At 59.6% G+C, this 20,740-nt stretch carries 17 protein-coding genes and 2 pseudogenes; 13 read left to right on the top strand and 6 right to left on the bottom strand.

Annotated features, from left to right (window positions below; translation table 11 throughout):
- The 7 genes from Thiofri_RS08125 (at window position 1) to Thiofri_RS08095 (ending at window position 6,653) form a co-directional block, all read left to right on the top strand.
- On the top strand, window positions 1–1,674 hold the full coding sequence (locus Thiofri_RS08125; RefSeq protein ID WP_009148169.1) for a PqiB family protein: 1,674 nt from the start codon (window positions 1–3) through the stop codon (window positions 1,672–1,674).
- Window positions 1,674–2,267, top strand: coding sequence for a PqiC family protein (locus Thiofri_RS08120; protein WP_009148168.1), 594 nt, complete (start codon window positions 1,674–1,676; stop codon window positions 2,265–2,267). Before Thiofri_RS08125 ends, Thiofri_RS08120 begins: the two co-directional genes overlap by 1 nt.
- A gap of 298 nt (window positions 2,268–2,565) precedes the next feature.
- Window positions 2,566–3,405 carry a hypothetical protein gene (locus tag Thiofri_RS08115; protein WP_223296718.1) on the top strand — a complete coding sequence of 280 codons (840 nt, stop codon included), beginning with the start codon at window positions 2,566–2,568 and terminating at the stop codon, window positions 3,403–3,405.
- A 349-nt stretch (window positions 3,406–3,754) separates the two neighbouring features.
- The gene (locus Thiofri_RS08110; protein WP_009148166.1) at window positions 3,755–4,258 is read left to right on the top strand and encodes a YybH family protein; all 504 of its coding nucleotides are present in this window, start codon (window positions 3,755–3,757) and stop codon (window positions 4,256–4,258) included.
- Between the two features lie 12 nt (window positions 4,259–4,270).
- The gene (locus Thiofri_RS08105; RefSeq protein ID WP_009148165.1) at window positions 4,271–4,597 is read left to right on the top strand and encodes a hypothetical protein; all 327 of its coding nucleotides are present in this window, start codon (window positions 4,271–4,273) and stop codon (window positions 4,595–4,597) included.
- A gap of 68 nt (window positions 4,598–4,665) precedes the next feature.
- The gene (locus Thiofri_RS08100; RefSeq protein WP_009148164.1) at window positions 4,666–5,514 is read left to right on the top strand and encodes a hypothetical protein; all 849 of its coding nucleotides are present in this window, start codon (window positions 4,666–4,668) and stop codon (window positions 5,512–5,514) included.
- Window positions 5,511–6,653, top strand: coding sequence for a radical SAM/SPASM domain-containing protein (locus tag Thiofri_RS08095; protein WP_009148163.1), 1,143 nt, complete (start codon window positions 5,511–5,513; stop codon window positions 6,651–6,653). The genes Thiofri_RS08100 and Thiofri_RS08095 overlap by 4 nt, the downstream gene beginning before the upstream one ends.
- A gap of 79 nt (window positions 6,654–6,732) precedes the next feature.
- Here Thiofri_RS08095 and blaOXA read toward each other — a convergent pair whose 3' ends face one another.
- Complete coding sequence (gene blaOXA, locus Thiofri_RS08090) at window positions 6,733–7,512, bottom strand: class D beta-lactamase (protein ID WP_009148162.1); 780 nt, start codon at window positions 7,510–7,512, stop codon at window positions 6,733–6,735.
- 111 nt (window positions 7,513–7,623) lie between these two features.
- Entirely contained in the window at window positions 7,624–8,007 is a 384-nt protein-coding gene (locus tag Thiofri_RS08085; protein ID WP_009148161.1) for a LysM peptidoglycan-binding domain-containing protein, read from the bottom strand.
- A 346-nt stretch (window positions 8,008–8,353) separates the two neighbouring features.
- Between Thiofri_RS08085 and Thiofri_RS08080 the strand changes: the two genes are divergently transcribed.
- Window positions 8,354–10,918 (top strand): EAL domain-containing protein, encoded by a 2,565-nt coding sequence (locus Thiofri_RS08080; protein WP_009148160.1) that lies wholly within the window; start codon window positions 8,354–8,356, stop codon window positions 10,916–10,918.
- Between the two features lie 244 nt (window positions 10,919–11,162).
- Window positions 11,163–11,522: pseudogene (locus tag Thiofri_RS08075) on the top strand (EAL domain-containing protein); the annotation flags it as partial.
- 119 nt (window positions 11,523–11,641) lie between these two features.
- Here the strand turns inward: Thiofri_RS08075 and Thiofri_RS08070 are convergent.
- Window positions 11,642–12,385: a chloride channel protein gene (locus Thiofri_RS08070; RefSeq protein ID WP_223296716.1), complete on the bottom strand. Its 744-nt coding sequence runs from the start codon at window positions 12,383–12,385 to the stop codon at window positions 11,642–11,644.
- A gap of 243 nt (window positions 12,386–12,628) precedes the next feature.
- Between Thiofri_RS08070 and Thiofri_RS24735 the strand changes: the two are divergent.
- The 3 genes and pseudogenes from Thiofri_RS24735 to Thiofri_RS08060 all read left to right on the top strand — a co-directional run.
- Window positions 12,629–13,015 (top strand): annotated as a pseudogene (locus Thiofri_RS24735) (hypothetical protein); the annotation flags it as partial.
- A 91-nt stretch (window positions 13,016–13,106) separates the two neighbouring features.
- Window positions 13,107–13,415 (top strand): helix-turn-helix transcriptional regulator, encoded by a 309-nt coding sequence (locus tag Thiofri_RS08065; protein ID WP_009148158.1) that lies wholly within the window; start codon window positions 13,107–13,109, stop codon window positions 13,413–13,415.
- 102 nt (window positions 13,416–13,517) lie between these two features.
- On the top strand, window positions 13,518–16,010 hold the full coding sequence (locus Thiofri_RS08060) for an arylsulfatase (protein WP_009148157.1): 2,493 nt from the start codon (window positions 13,518–13,520) through the stop codon (window positions 16,008–16,010).
- A 16-nt stretch (window positions 16,011–16,026) separates the two neighbouring features.
- Here Thiofri_RS08060 and Thiofri_RS08055 read toward each other — a convergent pair whose 3' ends face one another.
- A complete protein-coding gene (locus Thiofri_RS08055) occupies window positions 16,027–17,541 on the bottom strand; it encodes an ISKra4-like element ISThio1 family transposase (RefSeq protein ID WP_009146704.1) in 1,515 nt (504 codons plus the stop codon).
- Between the two features lie 150 nt (window positions 17,542–17,691).
- On the opposite strand from Thiofri_RS08055, the gene Thiofri_RS08050 reads away from it, so the two are divergent.
- Window positions 17,692–17,910 carry a hypothetical protein gene (locus Thiofri_RS08050; RefSeq protein WP_040857599.1) on the top strand — a complete coding sequence of 73 codons (219 nt, stop codon included), beginning with the start codon at window positions 17,692–17,694 and terminating at the stop codon, window positions 17,908–17,910.
- A gap of 296 nt (window positions 17,911–18,206) precedes the next feature.
- Here the strand turns inward: Thiofri_RS08050 and Thiofri_RS08045 are convergent, their stop codons facing one another.
- Both Thiofri_RS08045 and Thiofri_RS08040 read right to left on the bottom strand, forming a co-directional pair.
- Window positions 18,207–19,115 carry a patatin-like phospholipase family protein gene (locus Thiofri_RS08045; protein ID WP_083848582.1) on the bottom strand — a complete coding sequence of 303 codons (909 nt, stop codon included), beginning with the start codon at window positions 19,113–19,115 and terminating at the stop codon, window positions 18,207–18,209.
- Window positions 19,116–20,042: 927 nt separating this feature from the next.
- The gene (locus Thiofri_RS08040) at window positions 20,043–20,555 is read right to left on the bottom strand and encodes a hypothetical protein (RefSeq protein ID WP_009151186.1); all 513 of its coding nucleotides are present in this window, start codon (window positions 20,553–20,555) and stop codon (window positions 20,043–20,045) included.
- Window positions 20,556–20,740 lie beyond the last annotated feature (185 nt).

Here is a 20,740-nt window from a genome sequence, read left to right as displayed (position 1 = left end):
TTGGCTGACGCTCTCGACAGCAGCACCCTGCCCCAAGCGACACTGACACCTCCCAGACGTTCGCGGGTCTCCGCCATCTGGCTGATTCCGTTGCTCGCCGCCGCGGTCGCCATCGGCATCGCAGTCAACCGTATCCTGAATGAAGGCCCGACCATCTCCATCCTGTTTCAATCCGCCGAGGGTGTCGAGGCCGGCAAGACCATCATCAAATACAAGGATGTCAAGATCGGCCAGGTGACGGCGGTGGAGCTGCACCAGAACTACTCCATGGTCAGGGTCACCGCAAAAATAGACAAGCACGCCGAGGGGCTGATGGTCGAGGACGCCAAGTTCTGGGTGGTGCAGCCGCAAGTCACCCTGAGCGGCGTCTCCGGGCTGAGTACGCTCTTGTCCGGCAACTACATCGGCTTCGAGATGGGCAAGTCCTCGAAGCCTCAGCGCCATTTCACCGGCCTGAAGGTGGCGCCCGTCATCCCCATCGACCAGCCAGGCCGCGAGTTTGAGCTGTCCGCCTCCGACCTGGGCTCGGTCAGCGTCGGCTCGCCGCTGTATTTTCGTCGCCTTCAGGTCGGTCAGGTCATGGCCTACCAACTCGACCCAGACGGCAACTCCGTCTCGATCCGCGTCTTCGTTAATACCCCCTTCGATCACTTTGTCAGCCCGGAGACGCGCTTCTGGAACGCCAGCGGCCTTGATGTCTCATTGGGCGAGAGCGGTTTGGATGTGCGCACCCAGTCGCTGGTGTCGCTGCTCGTCGGCGGCATTGCCTTTGAGACGCCAAGCTCCGCCGTCGAGTCCGCGCCCGCTGCGGCCGATACCACCTTCGTGCTCTATGGTGATCGCGCCACCGCAATGAAGCAGCCGGAAACCATCTCGCGTCATTACGTGCTTTACTTCGCGGAATCATTGCGCGGGTTGACTGTGGGAGCCCCGGTGACCCTGTTCGGACTTCCGGCGGGCGAGGTCACCGACGTGGGCATCGATATCGATTCGGCGACAACCAAGCTGCGGGGCCGGGTGGAGATTGTCGCCTATCCGGAGCGCATCGTGTCTGATATACATACAGTGCAATCGGCCAGTGCGCAGGCTATGGTGCAGAGCCCCGAGCAAAGCCATGCGTTCTTTCAGCGCTTGGTGATGGACCGGGGACTGCGCGCCCAACTGCGCAGCGGCAGCCTGCTGACTGGTCAGTTGTTAGTGGCTTTCGACTTCTTTCCCGACGCGCCCGAGGCGGAAGTCGACTGGAGTCCGAAGATGCCTGTCATCCCGACCGTCCCGAGTACGCTGACAAACCTGGAAGACAAGGTTTCAAGCATTCTCGCGAAGGTGGACAAAATCCCCTTTGAAACCATCGGGACCGAACTCGCACAGACCTTGCTCACCTTGAACCAAGCGATCGAGGGCATCGACAAGGCCGTAAACAATATCGACGCGGACGTCACCCCGGAGCTAAAGTTAGCGATCGCCGCGTTCCGCCGTGCGATGGTGACTGCCAACAAGGTGATCAAGAACACTGACGAGACCTTGCTTGGCCAGGATGCCCCCGGACAGCTCGAACTGCGCGACGCCTTGCAGGAGGTGAGTCGTGCGGCGCGCTCGTTGCGCGTGCTCACCGACTATCTCGAACGGAATCCGTCATCCCTGATTCGCGGCAAAGATGGAGAGAAACCCTGATGGCTCGACAGATCGCCCCGGTTATTTGCATTCTGGTCATCGGCACTGCTGCGGCCGTGCTAGCCGGCTGCGCTTCGCCAACAGCGCGCTTCTACACCCTCAGCGCAACAACTAGCACTGTCGCGCCCGCCTCCAGTCTGTCGCTCTCCGTCGGTCCGGTGAGCGTGCCGGCGGCGGTCGACCGCCCGCAGATGGTCGTCACCCTGGGTCCGAATCAGGTGAGCCTGCAGGAATTCGACCGCTGGGCCTCGCCGCTGAAGGACGAGATCTCGCGCACCGTTGCAGAAAATCTGGTTGCCCTCTTACGAACCCCACATGTCACACAATTTCCAGGGTCGTCGAGCGCTGAAGCAGATTATCGTGTCTCGATCGAGGTCCAGCGGTTCGATTCCACGCCTGGCGAAGCCGCCACACTGGATGCGGTCTGGACCCTGCGTCGCATCAAGGACGGCCAGTCAAAGACCGGGCGGACCAGCACGCGGGAGCCTGTTAACCAACCGGGCTACGACGAACTCGCCGCCGCCCACAGTCGCGCGCTGGCGCGGCTGAGCCAGGACATCGCAGACGCGGTACAAGCACCCACCACCAAATAAATATCCCACCCATTCTTGCCCGACTTCTCTCTCTCGGCACTTTTGTTCTTGGTCGACGCCATCGCTTATCGAGACCCGTTTGAAGTGAGTTTTGGATGCTGGGTCGGGCAGCGATCGCAGAAGTTGGCGTGAAATGGTAAGACCGAGACGTTCAAGCCATTTATGCTCTCGGAAGCAAGCTTATCCACACGGGTGATTGCAAAAAATTCCCATCGCCGCAGCAAGCCGAATCGACAAGCATCAAAGGCTCGACGCGGTTTCATCATTCCACCAGCTAACTCATTGCGAAGCCATGCCCATGCCCGCCCCCCTATATCGGACGCTAACCTCCCTGGCAGTTTTTGGTTTATTGGCGTCCTCGATCACCGCCACTGCAGCCGATGCGGTCGATCCCTTCGACGGTGACTGGCACTTCACCCTGACGCCCTATCTCTGGCTGCCTAACCTGAACGGCACCCTCAACGGAAAGGCGCCGGGAGCCAATCTCAACCTCTCCGATTTCAACATCAAAACCGAGATCGGTCCAAACGACTATCTGCAAAACCTCAAGTTCGGCGCCATGGCCACCGGCGAGGTGCGCAAGGGCGAGTGGTCGGCCTTCACCGACATCATTTATATCGATTTCGGCAGGCAGAACTCGCGCGCACGCGACATCACGGGGCCGGATGGCCTGCCTCTGACCAACATCAGCGTGAAGGCCAACACCAGCCTTTCAGCAACCCTCTGGACTCTGGGGGGTGCCCGCACTCTGATCCACAATTCCAATGGGAACCTGGATCTGTTGGCCGGCTTTCGTTATGCAGGGATCGAATCCGAACTAAAGTTCGACACTCTGAGCACAAGGGGCCTGCTTGACACCAGCCGAGACAAACCGCGCGCTTTGACCGAGTGGGACGGCATTATCGGGGTCAAGGGCCAGATTCGTTTCGGCGACGGACACTGGACCATGCCCTACTACCTGGATGTCGGCACCGGCTCATCGAACTGGACCTGGCAAGCGCTGGTCGGCCTGGGCTATGCCTTCGACTGGGGGGAGGTCAATCTTTCCATCCGCAGTCTCTCCTACGATTTCAACGACAAGCGTGACGCGGATCTGCGCATGACCGGTCCTGCTTTGGGAGTGACCTTCCGCTGGTAGACACAGGATTTCGATCCCGATGTCACCCCCCCGGATTTCGGTGCCGACTGACAGATTCGCGCGCAAGTCCAGTTCATGTTTCCCAAGTAGGATTTGACATTAAGCCCTGATATCAACAGGCGCGCCCTAGGGTGGAAAGGAGCGCGGGATTTCATGGATACAAAACACTGAAGTGAAAGCTAACCGAAGGTTCGATCTCCTGCCCCAAGAAGCTGGTAGCTTTGGCGAAAGACGTGTATAACCGATTAGCACATTATTTTCCAGGGCAACGACCCCGCCTGAAGATGGGAGCTGTCGCTGCCTCTATCCTTGTCCCGCCCCACAGGCGGGATTTCTCGCGGAGGTACTGATGAGTAAATTGGCGACCACAGCTCTGGCATTGGCAATGAGTATCAGCGCTGGGACGGCGCTGGCCGAGACCGAGCAAACGACAGTCGAGTCCGTCAAGGCGCTGTGGGAACAGCAGCACAAGGCACTTGACGCGCACGATATCGATGGTGTCATGGCCACCTATGCAGACAGCGACGACATCATGCTCATGGGCACCGGTCCCGGCGAGCATTGGGTCGGCCCTGCCGAGGTCAAAGACGCTTATGAACACTTCGTGGCAGGATTCGACGCCAACACCATGGCGGTCAAGTGCAGCGACGGTGCCGGCAGCGCGCAGGACGATGTAACCTGGCTTACCGGTGTGTGCAGTTTTACCGATAAAAAGGCAGATCAGTCACGCGAATTCGTGACCAACATCTCCGCCGTCCTGGTTAAGCAGGACGATGCCTGGCGCTTCCACAGCATGCATTTTTCGCAGTTGATCGGCTGCGAGGAACCCGCGTCACAGGCTGCACCAAAATAGAGGACATTTCCCATGACAGACCAGCATGAATTTGACGCCGTTGCGCGCGATGCCGACGCCAACCCTCACACTGAGCTTTCCGAAGAGCAGCAGCTCCAGAGCCGTCGAGGCTTTCTTCTGGGCCTCGGCAAGTGGTCCAGCGCTGTGATTGTCGGCGCTGTGGCTGGTGGCACGCTAATGCCTGAGCAGTCCGCACAGGCCGCAGCCTGGATCAACCGCCGCGGTGGTGGTGTTGTCCGCGGAGGCGGCTGGATCGATGGGCGCGGCGGCTCTGGCGGCGGCAGTTGGGCCAACCGTCGGGGCGGCGGCTATGGCGGCAGCTGGGTCAACAGACGCTAAGCGGCGCCGTCAATCCTGGTTGAGCCTGCCGACCAACCCGGCCGGCGGGTTCGGCCACGGTTCTTTCGATGACCTCCCTCCTCTACCAGATCCCGCTCGCGCAGCTGGAGGCGTTTCGCGGTCGTGATCTGATCGTGCGCAGTGCGCTCCCAAACCACTTGGTCGCCCAAGTGCGCGATGAAGATTTCGCCAACCTCGCCTACATTCAGTTGTGCGAGCTGCCGGGTGACATCGACGCCCTGATGCACTGGGCCGAAGCCATCCCAATCGATCTGCCGATGAGGCATCCAGCGCGAGACTTCACCAGCCTCTACCGCTATGCCAAGCTACTCAACAACCATCCGGTGCGGGTGTCGCTGCCCGTCGAGGCCGGTTTCGAGAATGCCGTCAAACTGGCCTCGTCACTACACTTCCAGATCAGACTTCTGCTCGGGCAACCGCAACCAGCACGCATCGACGCGCTGGCGCACTTGCTGGAAGACTATCTGCACAGGCCCAGGGTGACACAGCCAATCGAGCCTTTCCATAGCCTGCTGCTCGGCTTCTGCCATGCTCAGCCCGTCAGCCTGTGGGCGATTCAGGAAGAAGACCCGAAGCTCATCCGCCACATCGACGACCAAGGCCAGGAGCACCTACCCGGTCGGCTAGCCGAGACCAATGCCGAAACCGGTGCTGAGACCGACCAAGGCCTGATCTTCGAGGACTTTGTCGCGACTTGGAGCAACCGGTTATTGGCTGAAAATGCCGAGTGCGCCGACTGCCCGTTCTTGTCCGCCTGCCAAGGCTATTTCAAATGGCCAGAGCGCGACTACGACTGCACGGGCGTCAAGGCCCTGTTCGACACCCTCAAGCAAGCGGGAGACGAACTCCGGCAGGACCTCGCTGCCGCATCTCCGGGCGCAGGAGCCGGCCCGTGATCAACGGCAATCATTTTTCACTGATCCTGCTGTCGACCAACCAATGCAACGCCGCTTGCGACTACTGCTTTGAGCACCTCACCGACGATCGCCTGAGTCTCGAACGCCTCCAGCTGATCGTCAACAAGGTGCTGGATCACATGGACAGCCACCAGATCGGCGCGCTCAGCATCCACTGGCAGGGCGGCGAAGCCATGTTGCTGCCTCCAAGCTGGTATGAAAAGGCATTCGCCTTGATCGGCGAGGCCGCCGCAACGCGCGACAAGCACGTCGAGCATGGTTTGCAGACAAACATGCTGGCCTACAGCTCGGACTGGAACGACATCATCACCGCGATGTTCGGCAACAGTCTCAGCACCTCGTTGGACTACCCGAACCGGCATCGCAAGCAGCCCGGACGCGATCCCCAACACTACGATGACCTCTGGTGCCGCAAAGTCCGCATGGCGCGGGACGCCGGCATTGATGTGAAGGCGATTTCCTTGATCAACCAAGGCACGCTGGAGATGGGTGCGGAGTCCTTCTACACCCAACTCGTCGATAGGCTCGGTATCACCGACTTTCAGATCAACACCCCATTTCCCGGCGGTGAAGCAAATGCCGTCAAGCAGCAGTTGTCCCCGGATGTGAACCTTGATGTAAATGCATTAGCCCGATTCCACTGCGAGCTGGCCGATCTCTGGCTGGAGCGCGGTTATCGCGACGGCGTACGCATCGGCCCCTTTGATCAACTGCTCGACTACTTCAGCCATCGCGATGCCTGCCTGCCCTGCATCTGGGGGCCAAATTGCGCCGACAATTTCATCGCCATCGACGCCCGCGGCCATGTCGCCCAGTGCGACTGCTGGGTAACCAGCTATCCGGAGTATCGATTCGGCAACATCCTCGAGTGCGACAGCCTGTCCGACCTGCTCCGCCACAGCCCGGCCCGCGAGGATTTCAACGCGCGCCCGGTAAAGCTGATGCAAGGGGATTGTCTCCAGTGCGACTATCTATCCATGTGTCACGGCGGCTGCCCGGTGCGCACCTACAGCATGCACCAGAGCCTGTTTGAGAAAGATCCCTATTGTGAACTCTACAAATCCCTGTTCCAGCACATGGAGCATCGCGCAACGCAACTGGCAGGCGCCATCAACTGATCACCCGCCCAACTGAACGTCTCAGTCCGTTGGCGGCACCTTCTTCGCCCGCATCTCCGGGTCCTTCGGTGGCGGTCCGCTAATCGTCGAGAGCCCCGACCGCCTGCAACGCCTCTCGCGTGAGCCCTTGGCGTAGCGGCAGATCGGCTTCGTGTTCAGCCATGATGTTGGTCGCAAAAAACCATTGATCAGTCTGGGTCTCGACATAGCCGACATACCAACCGACTTTCGATGTGACGCGCGTTGCCCACCCTGTCTTGGCCCGAATCGAATACTCTGGCGTCTTCTCTTCCAGCATGATGGCTCGCAGCGTCTCGTAGGATGATGCGCTGAAAGGCAGCGAACGCTGATACAGCTTTTTAAGAAACGCAACCTGCTCTATCGCGCTGATGGTGAGCGCCCCGTCGAGCCAAAAGGTGGTTTCAGAAAATGGCTCACTCAGCTCGCCGTAATCAAGCGCTTGCAGATAAGCGCGATAAGGCTCCGCACCGACCTGACTCGCGAGTTGCTGATAACACCAGACACAGGAGACCTTAAAGGCACTCTCCAGCGTCTGATCATGATTCCAAGCGGAAATCTCGTGAACTCGCCCATCCCATTTGAACACTGCATCCTTGCCGGAAATGCCCTGCTCTTCGAGGGAGATCAGCGTATTCGGTATCTTGAATGTCGACGCCGGCGAGAACCTTTGGCGTGCTCGGGATTCGTTATAGATAAAGGTCTGCTCGCCGCTCAGCGATGAAATCACCGTCGTTCCTTCGACGCCGCCGCGGGCAAAGACCTCGGCGAGCGCCGCGTCATCCGCCATCAGTTGGCCTGCAAAAAGGACGAAAAGCGCACAAACCAAACACTTGCTCATGACTTCAAACGCACTCAGCAGGGCAAGCGCATAGACCCGAACCACTCGGTGTCTATGCGTCGCCTTGTGGGAATTGGACTTTTCGGCCAGCGTGCCCGGGCGGTTAATCAGTTAATCCGGGATTTGCAGGGTCTGACCGGCAGCGATCGTGTCACCGCTGAGTTCGTTGACCGCTTCCAGGGCAGCGACTGTTGTCCCGAATCGACGCGCAATTTCGTACAGATCATCGCCGGCTGCGACGGTATAGACCCCGGTCTCAGGGTTGAAATAGCCAGTCGCATGCAGCGGTGGGATATAAATCACTGTGCCAACCGTGATCTCGTCGGTCTCCATTCCGTTAGTTACCAGGATTTGCTCCACGGTCAGGTCATAGTTTCCAGCGACAGTCTGGATGTCCTCTCCCTCAGTCAGGGTATAGGCGACAACGCTGTCGGTGGCGGCGTGGGCAGTGCCGAAGATGAGGACTGCGGACAGTGCGAGCTTTTTCGTGTTCATTGTATTTATCTCTTTCCAAATGGTTCTAATTACTGGCCTGACCCCGGCGAATCTTGGAGTGGCTTCTTAGGGCTGACCCGGACGTTAATCGGCACGATGCGATTGCGCTTGGATGTTGCCAGGTTTGATCGCCTCGGTCTGACCACTTTGCGCCAAATGGCGGAGCTTCAGGCTGGGCAATCATTATAATCTCGGGGCGTCATACCCGTCAGCCGTATAAACTGCCGTGAAACCCATTCGTTTGATTCCGGTCTGGCGGTTAAGATGCCCCTAAGAGGGGAATGATTGCGTCCGCAGCATCCTGACCATCCGTTCACCAATCCGAGACCACAGAGCAAGCGTCCGCATGTCCAAGACTAAATCATCTGATTTCCAGAGGGAAAAATCGTCAGAAGGACAGGGGTTTGCTGTCAAGTTGGTCCAGCAGTTGGTGATCCCGACCTTCGTTCTCGACGCCGAGTGCAATGTCATCGTCTGGAACGAGGCGTGCGAACGCCTGACGGGCATGGCCGCTGAGGAAGTCCTGGGCACGCGGGAACATTGGCGCGCCTTCTACGGCGAGCCGCGCCCCTGTCTGGTCGACCTGATCGTCCAGGAACGTGCCGGTGAAATCGGTCATTTCTATGACAGCCATGAGGCCCGTCCGGGTCAGGCATTCGCCGCCCATGCCGAGAACTGGTGCGTCATGCCGCTGCTTGGCAGCGAACTCTACCTGTCGATCGACGCCGGGCTGATTCGGGACGAGACGGGCCGGGTCATTGGCGCCGTTGAAACCCTGCGCGACATGACCGAAAGCAAGCTCGCAGATCGAAAACTCCGGTTAGTTGCCAGCGTCTTTGAGCATTCGCAGGAAGGAATTGTCATCACGGATCCCAAGGCCAGCATTCTCGATGTCAACGCCTCCTTTACCAGGGTGACGGGCTACTCGCGCGAGGAAGCGCTGGGACAGACGCCCGCCCTGCTCAAATCGGGTCTGCAAGAGGCGTCCTTTTATCAGGATCTGTGGAGTCGACTACATGAAACCGGTCAGTGGCAGGGGGAGATATGGAACCGCAAGAAATCCGGTGAAGTCTATCCGGAAATTCTCCATATCAACGCGGTCACGAACAGGGCTCGCGAGGTCACGCACTATGTCGGCATGTTCATCGACATCACAGACCTTAAAAATACGCAGCAGCGCCTGGAGGCGCTAGCCCATTACGATGCCTTGACCGATCTGCCCAACCGGGTGCTCCTAGCCGAGCGTCTCCATCAGACACTATCCAACGCCAAGCGCTTCGAGCGGCTGGTCGCTATCTGCTTTCTCGATCTCGACGGTTTCAAGCTCGTCAATGACCGGCACGGCCATGAGATCGGCGACCGGCTCCTGATCGAGATCGCCAATCGCCTGCGGGGGACCCTGCGCGGCGGCGATACGGTCGCGCGCCTAGGGGGCGACGAATTCGTGCTCCTGCTTGCCGAACTCGATAATGCCGAAGAGGTAGAGATGATCCTCCAGCGGGTCTTCGATGCCGTGGCCAAGCCCTTCCGGACCAACGGCATCGACCTGGGTGTCTCGGCCAGCATTGGCGTCACCCTGTATCCATTCGACGATTCCGACCCGGACACTCTGCTGCGACATGCCGACCAAGCCATGTATCTCGCCAAGCAGCAGGGCCGTAATCGCTATCATCTGTTCGATCAGGACGCGGCCAGGGAGCTTCGCGATCAGCACCGTGAGCTTGATCGCATCCGCGAAGCCCTGCAGCACGGCGAATTCCGGCTTTATTATCAACCCAAGGTGAATATGCGCACCGGTGAGGTCGTGGGCATGGAGGCCCTGATCCGCTGGCAGCACCCCGAGCGGGGGCTCCTAGGGCCGATGGAGTTTTTGCCGCTCGTGGAGAAATCCCAGATGATCGTGGATATCGGCGAGTGGGTCTTGCATGAGGCGTTGGGACAGATGGAACAGTGGGCGCTCAACGGCCACCCGATGGCCGTCAGTGTCAATATCGCCGCGCGTCAATTTCAGCACATCGATTTTGTGGCGCGTCTGCGGGCGATCCTGGACGAGCACCCGGATGTGCCCGCGCATCTGCTGGAACTCGAAATCCTCGAAAGCACCGCTCTGGAGGATGTCGACATGATGCGCGAAGTGATGGCCGCCTGTCAGGCCATGGGCGTCACCTTCGCGCTTGACGATTTCGGCACCGGCTATTCGTCACTCAGTTATCTCAAACAGTTGCCAGCCGAAACACTGAAGATCGATCAGTCGTTCGTCCGCGACATGCTCGACGATCAGGAAGATCTGGCCATTATTGAAGGCGTCATCGGGCTAGCCAGTGCCTTCAATAAGCGGGTGATCGCCGAGGGTGTTGAGACGGCGGAACACGGGGTGCTCCTGATGCACTTTGGTTGCGATTGCGCCCAGGGTTATGGGATCAGTTACCCCATGCCGGCAGCCGAGGTGGCGGGCTGGACGCGAGCCTTCACACCGGACTGGAAATGGGATCACTTGGCCCGGAATGAATGGGACGGCATCGATATGCCGCTCCTGCTGGCCCAGTATGAACATATCAAATGGGTCCAGCGGGTCATCGGTTCAGCCAAGGGCGCAGACATTGACATGTCACGAGAAGAGCTTGAGAACCCTGGCCTTTGCCGTTTTGGTGTCTGGTACGCGGGAGAGGGAAAAAAGCGCTACGGTCACTTACCCGAATACCAGGAGATCGACGCCATCCACCGGCGTATTCATGAGGTCGGCACCGAAATCATTCGCCTGAGCGACGGCGGCGAGTCCGAGTCTCTGAGTGGGGCGTGCGATGAATTGCTGGCACTCAAGGGCCAGATTCTTGATCGACTCAGCCGCTTGCAGCAGATGGTGGCGACGGTCTTGTCTGCTGCGCAAGTCACGCACGATCTCAACAAATGACTTCTTATCACCTGCTCTCGCTCCCGGTTTTCCTTGCTTGCTGGCTCGCCAACACAGCCGATCAAAGGCAGCGACGACCTGGTCCAGGACATTGAGGAGACCAAGGCACTCATCGGCGCTCAGAGTTTGCTGGTCATGGAGAAGACCTGTCTGGGTCCGGCCAACTATGGCCTGGATAGCGTCTGGATTGAGCTGCACGCCTACACCAAGAGCAGCAACATCAATGAAATGGTCCCGGCCTTGCATGCGCAACCTGAAGGAGCTCGGCCTCGGCTTCTCGCTCGATGACTTCGGGACCGACTACTCCTCGCTGTCCTATCTCAAGCGGCTGCCGCTCGATCAGGTGAAGATCGACCAATCGTTTGTGCGCGACCTCGCGCACGATCAAAACGACGCCGCCATCGTGCGCGCGGTACTGGCCATGAGTCAGTCGCTGGGACTGAATGTGATTGCGGAAGGCGTCGAAACCCTGGAACAACGCGCCTTTTTGCTCAACCACGGCTGCGAGCATTTCCAGGGCTACCTCTTCGGCCGCCCTGCGCCGATCGAGGAGTTTCCGCTAACTGATCAGAACAACGGGAGAAATCGGGATCATCGAGCCTGATCCTGAGGGGTCCTCTCGCTCAGCAGGCGACGATGCCACCGCCAAGCAACCCGATACCCTAGAGCGGCTCGCACGGGATAAGGCGGGCATCAATATCAATCCAGAGCCCCGGCTCTATTTCACAATCGGGGCCGTCCACGCCACCCGCCGGACATGCTGCGGTTGTAAAAAACGGCCAATCCCCCGGTGAAAAGGCCGAGAAGGATGTAGAACGGCTTGATCACGATGCCGCCGGCGGTCACATCAGGCAACACAAAGTCAGTTGCGTCCCCGAGCAGCAAACGCGCAACGCTGATGGCGCTGGCAGAGGCGCCCAAGGCGACCACAGCGATTCTGGGATCGAAGCGTCCGACCAATTCCTCGAGCACGAAGATCGCCCCGGCCAGTGGCGCATTGAACGCGGTTGCCAAGCCGGCACCGCCCGCACCGGCCATCAATACCCGGCAATCAGCCTGGGTGCGCCGGAAGGTCTGTCCAACCCAATGCGCCAGGCTGACCGCCATCTGAACGCTCGGGCCTTCTCGCCCAAGAGCCAGGCCGGACCCGATTGCAAGCACGCCGCCGACGAATTTGATCGGGACAAGGAGCAACGGCGCAGGCGTGAGCCCGCCCTTGAGTACGCCCTCGATATGCGGGATCCCGCTGCCCGCTGCGGTCGGCACAAGCCGTCGCACCAGAAATGCCGCAATACAGGTGGCTGACGCAGCCCCTCCGACAATGGCCGCGAACCCGAGCCACGAGTGCCCATGGGCCCATCCGATCAGCGCGTTCCGTTCCGCATCTGCCCATTGCAATGACAGCCGAAACAGGCCGCCAATCAGCCCCGCACCAAGGCCGATCAGACTTGCCAGCACAGCCAGCACAAGTAGGTTGCCCTCGTCGGTATCCCGCTTAGCCACTTTCATTTTGAACTCGCTCAAACTTACCGACCCCCTTACCCGACCCGGCTCCTCTCGTGGATCCGGGAATTCGGGAAATGACGTTCGAATAGTGCCGTATCACCAGGAGTTACGACTAACCATTTCGCGCCAAGCGGACAGCTTGGGGCGCGTGCATCTGGAACTCCGGGAGTTGCCATCAATCGTGAAGCATGTTTCACAATTCGAATGCTCCAGGTAGGTGCTGTTATCGCTTACTCTATCTCACCCAGATTTATCCGAATAATCTTTGCCCCCTATACCGGATTGCCCCCACCGCCGCCATGTCAGAATTGGCGCAAATCACGCCACCCGCTGGGCGCTCTCCTCATGCCAAAAGCACAGGTTCCGATCTCCTTTACATCGACTGATCCGCCGTTGGTGCGGGAAGGATCGCTGCGCATGGCGCCCATGCTGCCCGTCCCGAGCCTGCTCACCGGATTTGGCTTGGATCCAGCGCCGATTCTCATTGAGGCGGGATTCGACCCGGTCTGGTTCGATGATCCTGAGCATCGGGTTCCGTTCGCCGCCATCGGCCGATTGCTGGCTCTCTGCGCCGAACGCAGCGCTTGCCCATGGTTTGGGCACCTGCTCGGGGAACAGGTCGACCTCGAGGTGCTTGGGCTGATCGCAGTGGGCCGGAGACCTGGTCGCACACCTGCGCCGCGTGCTGCGGCAAGTCTTGATTCTGGGCGCCGCGCCTGGCGACACCTCCCTGGCTCATGTCGCACGCTTGTTCGCGCTGCACCGGCGCACGCTGAATCGACGGCTAAAAGCGCATGGCACGAGCTTCAAGATCTTGATCGAGGAAGCCCGTTACGATGTTGCCCGACAGTTACTGCGCGACACCAGCCTGCCCATCGCCGACATCGCCGCGTCACTCGACTACGCCGACGCCTCCGCCTTCACGCGCGCCTTCAAGCGCTGGTCGGGCGTCTCGCCGGGCGCCTGGCGCGCATCCTTGCCGTTGCGATAATTTTGCATCGCAGCGGGCGGCTTGTCGCAAAATGACAAGGCGCGACGGGATGGAACCGGCACAATCGCCGGTTCAAGCCCACCCTATAGAGGAGCGTTCGAGATGCAAATCGCGTTTTTCAAACGGCCACCAGCTAACTGGCGGCATCGTTTTGTTTTATTGTTGGCATCGCTTAGCCTTGCCTCCGGCGCGGGCCAGGCCGCCAACACTGGGGCGGACGGTCCAGCGCCCCAGATCACCGGCACCCTGGGTTCACCCAGCGCGACCACCACTATCTCGGGTAACCAATTGCCCGCGCCCCAGCCTGCCTTTGGCGGAGTGATCAAGGACGACGCGCTGCAATCCAAGCAATGGTGGGCACCGCGCATCGTGCCGCCCAAGGATGCGCCGAACATCCTGCTCATCCTGACCGACGACGCCGGCTTCGGCGTGCCCAGCACCTTCGGCGGCGTCATCCCAACGCCGTCGATGGACCGGATCGCCGAGAACGGACTGCGCTACAACCGTATTTTCTCCACATCGCTTTGCTCACCGACCCGCGCCGCGCTCATCACCGGGCGCAACCACCACTCGGTCGGCTTCGGCGTCATCGCCGAGCAGGCAACCGGATTCCCCGGTTACAACAGCGTCATCGGCGCCGACAACGCGACCATCGGGCGCATCCTGCGCGACAACGGCTATGCGACGTCGTGGTTCGGCAAGGATCACAACACGCCAACCTACGAGGCCAGCCAGGCCGGGCCGTTCAACCAGTGGCCGACCGGCATGGGCTTCGACTACTTCTACGGCTTCGTCGGCGGCGATGCCAACCAATGGGGGCCGAATCTCTTCCGCAACACCACGCAGATCTATCCCTGGATTGGTCACGAGGGCACCCTGAAGATGGATCGGTCCGATCCGAAGGCGGCGATCTGGCCAGTCACCGGCGAAGAGCCAAGCTGGAACCTGATCACCGCGATGGCCGACGACGCCATCGCCTGGATGGACCGGATTCACCAGACCGACCCCACACAGCCGATCTTCCTCCACTACTGCCCCGGCGCCTCGCACGCGCCGCACCATCCGACCAAAGAGTGGGTGGACAAGATCAGCGCGATGCACCTCTTCGACGACGGTTACGAGAAGCTCCGCGAACGGATCTTCGAGAATCAAAAGAAACTCGGCGTGATTCCGCCGGATCAGGAACTGACCCCCTGGCCGAAGGACATCCTGACGCCCTGGGACGAGCTCTCGGACGATGCGAAGAAGCTCTTTATCCGCCAGGCCGAGGTGTTTGCCGCCTTCGTCGCCTACAGCGACCATGAAATTGGACGCGTGATCCAGCATTTCGAGGACCTCGGCAGACTCGACAACACGCTCGTCATCTACCAGAACGGCGACAACGGCACCAGCGCCGAGGGCGGGCCGGAAGGCACCTTCAGCGAGGTCGCGTTCTTCAATGGCGTCAAGCCGCCGGTGGACGTGCAGATGAAGTTCTTCGAGGCATGGGGCACCGAACTTGCCTACAACCACATGTCGGCCGGCTGGTCCTGGGCCTTCGACACGCCGTTCGACTGGTTCAAGCAGAACGCCTCGCGACTCGGCGGCATCAATCAGAACATGGTCATCACCTGGCCGGCGCGCATCAAAGACAAAGGCGCACTGCGCGAGCAGTTCATGCATGTCATCGATCACGTGCCGACCATCCTGGAAGTCACCGGCATCGCGGCCCCCGAGGTCGTGGATGGCATCAAGCAGAGACCCATCGAAGGCACCAGCTACGCCTACACCTTCGACGCCGAAAATGCCAAGGCACCGTCCCGTCATACCACCCAGTATTTCGAGATGATGGGCCAGTGGGCGATCTACCATGACGGCTGGCTCTTGAGCACCAAGGTGGACCGCGCGCCCTGGGATGCCTTTTCCTCAGCCAATCCTGATCCGCTGAACAACCAGGTGTTCCAGCTCTACGACCTAACCACCAGCTGGAACCAGTCCGAAGACATCGCCGCACAGCATCCGGAGAAGGTGGAGGAGATGCGCAAGATGTTCGTTGCGGAAGCCAAGAAGTACCAAGTCTTCCCGCTGGATGCCTCGGTCGGTGCCCGCGTGGCGGCCCCGCGTCCGAGCCTCACCGCCGGTCGCAACGAGTATGTCTACACCTCACCGATGACCGGCTTGCCGCAGGGTGACGCGCCCTATCTGCTCAATACCTCCTACAGCATCACCGCGGACATTGCCGTTCCCGAGGGTGGAGCTGAGGGCATGATCGTGACCTCGGGCGGGCGTTTCGCTGGATTCGGCTTCTACCTGCTCGAAGGCAAGCCGGTCTTCCTATGGAACCTGCTTGATCTGGAGCGCATCAAGTGGGAAGGACCGGAGGCCCTCGCGGCCGGCGAGCACAGCATCGAGTTTGCCTTCTCCTACGACGGCCTCGGCGCGGAAACCATGGCCTTCAACAACTTCAGCGGCATCGGACGCTCGGGCACTGGCACGCTGAAGGTCGATGGCAAGGAAGTCCAGACCATCAAGATGGAGAAGGGTGCGGCTCTTTTGGAACGACGCCAAGCGCCGCAGAATCCAGCGGTTGCGGGCGACGTTTCCGGTCGATGGTGATGGCGCAAGTGAGACATCATGCCGCCACGGGCAAGTCCAGCGGGATCGGTGGTCCTGGATAGTGGCGTCGGTGCTCAGCGTCGAAGTGAAACGCAAGATAGGCCGGCAAGTCCCCACTGATCTTTAGTGAGCGCAGTTTCAGGATCGCCTCGGCGCGGGCCAGCCCCCAACGCGCCCCGGTGAGATCCATGCGATCTTTGACGAGATGGCGACAGGCGCCTTCGATCACACCAGTGGCGATTGGCAGCCCCAGCGCAAGCGCTTGGTCGTATTCGAGGCGCTCGCGGTTGTTGTCGATATAGTCGGCCGCCTTATCGATGGGTTTGCGCGCCGTCTCGCCGAGTTGCTTGCGCGTTGCCGCGCGGCGCAGTCCCACGGCCACGTCGTGGGCGCGACCTTCGAGGATGGCCATGGCGCGCTCCATCACCCACTGCTCGCGCTCCGCGGGGGTCTCGGGAAAGAGCGCATGCGCGGCTTTCCACAGATATTCCAGCACATGGATGAAGTCCTGGATCACCACCACCTCGACCTTGTAGCGCTCGGCCGCGGCTGTGACTTGGCGCAGCAGATCTTCCTGACCGTCACAGAGCACCACCCAGCGGCGGTGCTGATCCGGGTCGCGGCGCATGGCCTCCTCAAACGCCTGCTCGATGACGGTGCGCTGATCGGCCTCCACGCGTGCCCAGGTGCGTTTGTTCTGGACTTCGGGACGTTTGCCCGCGGGGGCTTGTTTGGGATCAAGGATCTGCTCTGGGGTGCGTGGGTAGGGCTCGACCTCATAGACCGAGGCGACGGTGGCCATGCGTTTGCGCTGCTTTTTCTCCCCAGGACTCAGCCGGGTCTGTTGCTTGTGCGCTTGGCGCTCGCGCGCCTTGCGGGTGGCCTCGCGCAAATCGCTGGGGCGCATCACGATGCCCTTGCCGTCAGCACTGATGATCAGGAGGCGTTCGCTCGCTTCATTCGGCTCCTGGGGGACAAAGGGTTGGGCGTAGAAGGCGTCGAAGTCCTGGCTCAGATGCACGGCCACCTCCTCGGCTTGGCGCTTGGCCAGCGTCCCGCCGCCGGCTTGTTCGAGTGCCGCAAGCGCGGCGTCGAAGGAGTTGTTCACGACCTCACCGGCCAGCACCTCGCACAGGCCATGGGAATACCTGCCCGGGGGCAGATTCAGCTCAGCATCCAAGGGGAAGACGCTCTGGAGTCCCCGCGCACCGTAGCCCCGGCGCGTGACGGTCACTTCCCCAAAGCGGGTCTCCAGAAGTCGGGTACAGCCGGCGCGATGATGGGTCCGGGGATAACCATCGGCGCCAATCACGGACGCATACCGCGGTTCCTCTCGCGCTCTTTGTTCCAGGTGCGACTGGACCATCTCACACAGCAGCTTCATGCCGCCCTGTTGCACCAGCGCTTCGATTTCCCCGTGCGTGGCATGTTGGGCTTGCTCCCCGCTCAGCGTCTCAAGCAGTTGGACGAACTGCGCGATCGCCCCCTCGTAGCAATCGAGGCTTGGCAAAGAAATCGTGTAGCATGGCATCGACAGGGTCTCCTCAGGGTCCGTGACAAAAGTTTCGTCCCTTCAGTTTCGCACCCGAGTGGAGGCCCTGTCTTCCCTGTCCTCAGGTTTCTAGCTGGTTAAGCTGTTGTTTTCTAGTCGCTGAGCGTCGTTCTAAAGGAGCCGCACCCGATGGAGAAGACCATCCCGATCATCCTGCAATGGGACGAGAGCTTCGACATCGGCTCTGACACCATCACGGGCGTCAACGACGCGGACTACCTGCCGCCCTTCCCTCTCACCGCGGAGTTGGACAAGCTGACGATCAAGGTTGATCGGCCGGTGCTTTCGCCGGAGGAGATCAAGAAGCTGGAGGAAGGTTTGAAGCAGGTGGAAGCCGGTCGCGAATAAGCGACTAGCGAAACCGATCGTGGAACGCGCGGGCCACTCCTGGAAGGGAGCGGCCCGCGTTTGCGTTTGCGTTTGCGTTTGACCTATCTGGTCAATCTGGCTGGTCAATCTGGCTGGTCAATCTGGCTGGGACGAGATCGCAACCCGACTGTGTCGCCCGTCGGCTTTCTATCTGCAGGATCATTGTGGAAGAAAGAGGCATTAGGAAACGCCTTCTGTGAGCCCTGTCGATACTCGAACTGCCCCCTCCTCCTTGGCGGAGCTGGTCCAGGTCTGTCAGCACGCTGGTGTTGCCATCACCCTTGGTCTTCGCCATGTCGCATCAGGTATTCCGTGGCCCAGTAGCGTCCAGCCTCAATCAACTGCTCCGCCTTGTAGAATTCGTGGGTTTGGCACACGTTGTAGGGGATGTCGATCAGGATGTCCGGCGGATAGGAGGCCAGCCGATAGCGGGAAATGGCAGCCTGCATGGTATCGAACATGCCCATCAGAACATCCGTTAGAGGCAGAGGACGCTCTTCGCCAGGCTTGGCCGCTTGCTCCATCCCCAGCTTACCTTGGACAGTATCGATAAAGTTTTCGATGCGTGAGCGATACGCTTGAATAGACCCAGCGCGCGGAGGCAGCGGATTCGGCCCCAAGGGTTGCGAGACCTCCCGTCCGGCCAGGCTCACGGCAATGGTCAAATCCGTGACATCGTCGGTGGATGGAGCCACCGGTAACGGGTTCAGCAGCCCGCCATCAACCAGGGCGCGACCATTGGTGAGCTTGGGTGTAAAAATCCCCGGAATCGCAATCGAGGCGCGAATCGCGTCGAACAGGTCGCCGGAGTTAAGCCAGACTTCCTTCTTGCTAACCACGTCGGTAGCCACGGCCGTAAAGGGCAACGGCAGGTCTTCGATGTTGGTGTCACCGATCAGGGCGCGCAATTCGTTCATGATGAGGTCGCCCTTCATCATGCCAGAGCGGTTAGTCAAGGAGATGTCGAGGAAGCGCAGCACGTCCCATTCAGACAGCGTCGTCACCCAGGACTCAAAATCGGCAAGCCGGCCCGCCGCATAAATACCGCCGATCAAAGACCCCATCGAACAACCGACGATGGATGCAATCTGGTAACCATGCTCCTCCAATTCCCGAATGACACCTATGTGCGTCAGCCCACGTGCACCGCCGCTTCCCAAGATCAAAGAGACTGTTTTCTTCATTGACATGTCACTGCTCGCTCTTGTCTGATTTTACCCCGCCAGACCGACCAAAATCCTCCGCTACTACTGGGCTGGCTGGCGATTTCGGATTTCACGCGGGTGGCGACATCGTGACTTGCAGGAGCTCCAATATCTGTTCTTGCTCGGGTGTTGGGGTACTATTCTGATCGAACTCGACACCGTTGACTGCCACGCGCACCGAGCTTCTCAACGGTCGGGGCGCGCTTATAGGCGGCGATCTCAGCCGGGGTCTTGGTGCGACTAATAGACGTTGTAATCGGCTCCCAATAGGCGCACGAAAGAGATTGCTGATTCGCGTTTTGCTGTCATAGCTCTCGCCCTTCCGCGTGGGCTAGGCTTCGGGGACAACCCACCGGTCGGTGCGTGGCTGTGCGATGACGAAGTGTCATGCTGCGCGCTATTGCCGAATTGTCACAGCGGCGCTTACGGCGTTCTTCTCATGCGGCGGAGGGTTGACGACGTTTAGTGCGTTCTTCGTAGAGAAGATGACTCCTTGACCAAGGATCAGGGCATGCTGGCGATCCGCGAGAACTTTGAAAAACAGTCGACGCGGGTCCAGCTTCCTCCAGGAGCGCGCCGACGTGCACAGGCGCGTCCTCAGACGTTTGCGCCGGGAAAGCCATTGGCCAGACGCCGATTATCAGCAAAAGACCGAATAGCGCGCGCATCGATATTCTCCTTATAACACTGTCTCGCGGGCGGGATCATAGCCAAAGAGTTGTAGACGGCAACAGGGTACTTCACCAGCCACCGGGAGCACCGATCCGCATACGGTCATGGCCATTTCACGTTTGTGGCGGACAGTCTGGGGGGGGTTAATCTTTGTCCACTTTTAGTCCGCACGAACACTCAGTCACAAGGCCCCTTAGGGAAGCTCCGCCGAAATACTATGTCAGAACTGGTTTATCAGAACCAATCCCGCTCGTAAGTCAATCTGTTCGCCCGACCTTCAATATCGAAACCGATATGAATGCGCCTCATGCCATCGTGGTAAGTCCAGACCCAGTTTCGGACAGCATGAGGAGGTCCGAGCGCACGCTCGATGTCGTCAGCATTTTGGCCAAGCGTAATCTCGCCAATGTGCTTGTTGTCGCCACGGAAATCCGCTGAAAACAAAACCTCCTCATCGCCGACGCGGTCATACACAAGAGCGCCGTCAGAGTAGATGAGTTCCGTTCTAGTAACCGGCGCCGCGAAATCCTCAATCTCCAAAGTGGTCACGTTCGTGTCGATCGGTGGGCCGTGTGCTTGCTGGGCCTCCGCCGGCGTTGTCCCTAGCGCTTCCTCGATCAAATGAAAGCTCCGCTCCAACGAATCCGAGTTTGCCGCATCAAGCGCAAAGGATATAGATGAAAAAAAGCTGAAAAATAAAACCAAAAAAAGCAGCGAATAGACTGGCATCAGAACAGGGGTTCTCATGTTCGATAAATCCTGAATAGAGATAAAAAAACGGATCACCGTATCATTTTTCGAAGCAATGTCTATCCGGTCAACTCAGGTGACCAGGATATGCCTTTCTCCTTATGCGTCTAAGCACGTTATCCAGTGTTAATTGCAAAGCGATGTCGTTATTGCCTAGCCACTCTAAAGAACGGGTTGCTCAT

The organism is Thiorhodovibrio frisius, assembly GCF_033954835.1.
GTDB classification, from domain to species: domain Bacteria; phylum Pseudomonadota; class Gammaproteobacteria; order Chromatiales; family Chromatiaceae; genus Thiorhodovibrio; species Thiorhodovibrio frisius.
Note: the sequence above shows the minus strand (reverse complement) of the source record. Positions and strands in the feature narration are given on the sequence as shown.

What these genes read in the sequence shown, in the direction of transcription:
- Thiofri_RS08120 (WP_009148168.1), top strand. Translation starts at nt 1,674, where the DNA reads ATGGCTCGACAGATCGCCCCGGTTATTTGCATTCTGGTCATCGGCACT.
- Thiofri_RS08115 (WP_223296718.1), top strand. Translation starts at nt 2,566, where the DNA reads ATGCCCGCCCCCCTATATCGGACGCTAACCTCCCTGGCAGTTTTTGGT.
- Thiofri_RS08110 (WP_009148166.1), top strand. Translation starts at nt 3,755, where the DNA reads ATGAGTAAATTGGCGACCACAGCTCTGGCATTGGCAATGAGTATCAGC.
- Thiofri_RS08105 (WP_009148165.1), top strand. Translation starts at nt 4,271, where the DNA reads ATGACAGACCAGCATGAATTTGACGCCGTTGCGCGCGATGCCGACGCC.
- Thiofri_RS08100 (WP_009148164.1), top strand. Translation starts at nt 4,666, where the DNA reads ATGACCTCCCTCCTCTACCAGATCCCGCTCGCGCAGCTGGAGGCGTTT.
- blaOXA (WP_009148162.1), bottom strand. Translation starts at nt 7,512, where the DNA reads ATGAGCAAGTGTTTGGTTTGTGCGCTTTTCGTCCTTTTTGCAGGCCAA.
- Thiofri_RS08085 (WP_009148161.1), bottom strand. Translation starts at nt 8,007, where the DNA reads ATGAACACGAAAAAGCTCGCACTGTCCGCAGTCCTCATCTTCGGCACT.
- Thiofri_RS08080 (WP_009148160.1), top strand. Translation starts at nt 8,354, where the DNA reads ATGTCCAAGACTAAATCATCTGATTTCCAGAGGGAAAAATCGTCAGAA.
- Thiofri_RS08060 (WP_009148157.1), top strand. Translation starts at nt 13,518, where the DNA reads ATGCAAATCGCGTTTTTCAAACGGCCACCAGCTAACTGGCGGCATCGT.
- Thiofri_RS08055 (WP_009146704.1), bottom strand. Translation starts at nt 17,541, where the DNA reads ATGCCATGCTACACGATTTCTTTGCCAAGCCTCGATTGCTACGAGGGG.
- Thiofri_RS08050 (WP_040857599.1), top strand. Translation starts at nt 17,692, where the DNA reads ATGGAGAAGACCATCCCGATCATCCTGCAATGGGACGAGAGCTTCGAC.
- Thiofri_RS08045 (WP_083848582.1), bottom strand. Translation starts at nt 19,115, where the DNA reads ATGAAGAAAACAGTCTCTTTGATCTTGGGAAGCGGCGGTGCACGTGGG.
- Thiofri_RS08040 (WP_009151186.1), bottom strand. Translation starts at nt 20,555, where the DNA reads ATGAGAACCCCTGTTCTGATGCCAGTCTATTCGCTGCTTTTTTTGGTT.